General features: G+C 61.6%; 1 protein-coding gene. It reads right to left on the bottom strand.

All coding sequences use genetic code 11. The features are described 5' to 3' along the window. Positions 1–825: IS5 family transposase (locus tag AB3X86_RS38245; RefSeq protein WP_368599901.1), on the bottom strand; the 825-nt coding region annotated here is incomplete at its 3' end. Positions 826–922: the final 97 nt, after the last annotated feature.

The following is a 922-nucleotide window of genomic DNA, read 5'->3' as shown; positions in this document are numbered from 1 at the left end:
GTTGCGAGCGCGGCAATCGTTCACGAAGTCGCGGGTGTCATACGCCTTGTCGGCACCAACTGTCTTCGCATGAGCGCCTGGCACGCAATCGAGCAATTGCAATGCGCTGGCCCGCTCGGCGAAACCATCTGCGTGACTGACCACGGCGCCGACCACCAGCCCCGAGCGATTCTCCATCAGGATGTGCCCGTGGTAGCACAGGATGGCCGGGCTCTTGCGGCTCTTCTTGAACAATCGCGCCTCCGGATCAGTAGTCGACTCGTGCGTGGCATTGCTACGTCGCTCGCCTTTCCAGTCAGTGTCGGCGTTGCGGCCACCGCCGGCTGGCGGACCATCGTCCGGGCCGTCCTTGCGGCGGAAGCTCTTGTGACTGGCCCACGCCTGAATCAGCGTGCCGTCCACCGAGAAATGCTCGCTCGAGAGCAAGCCCCGCTTGTCCGCCAGGCTCATGACCTCGGTGAAGAGCGCTTCCACGACTTCATGCTCCAGAAGCCGGTCGCGGTTCTTCGAGAACACCGAGTGGTCCCACACGGCGTCCTCAATCGCCAGCCCGACAAACCAGCGGAACAGCAGGTTGTAGCGCATCTGGTCCATCAGCATGCGCTCGCTGCGCACCGAGTAGAACACCTGCAACAGCAGCGCCCGCATCAGCTTCTCAGGCGCAATCGAGGCACGGCCGGTGTCCGCGTAGATGACGCTGAACAACCCGTTGAGCCGTTTCAACGCATCATTCACCAGCAACCGGATCGGTCGCAACGGGTGATCAGCCGGGACGAAGTCCTCGAGCTTGACGGTCGTGAACAGGGGTTCCTGCATCTCATCCATTCCGCGCATCGCATCCGCTGCCAAAGATCATGAACACGATATCCATAACGCCCGTCCCTCAAACCCCGTTTACACGGGACCCAAATTCAACAGCCTG

Source organism: Paraburkholderia sp. BR14374 (genome assembly GCF_040948685.1).
In the GTDB taxonomy this organism is placed as follows: domain Bacteria; phylum Pseudomonadota; class Gammaproteobacteria; order Burkholderiales; family Burkholderiaceae; genus Paraburkholderia; species Paraburkholderia youngii.
The sequence above is the reverse complement of the archived record's forward strand: the minus strand, read 5'-3'. Positions and strand labels throughout refer to the sequence as shown.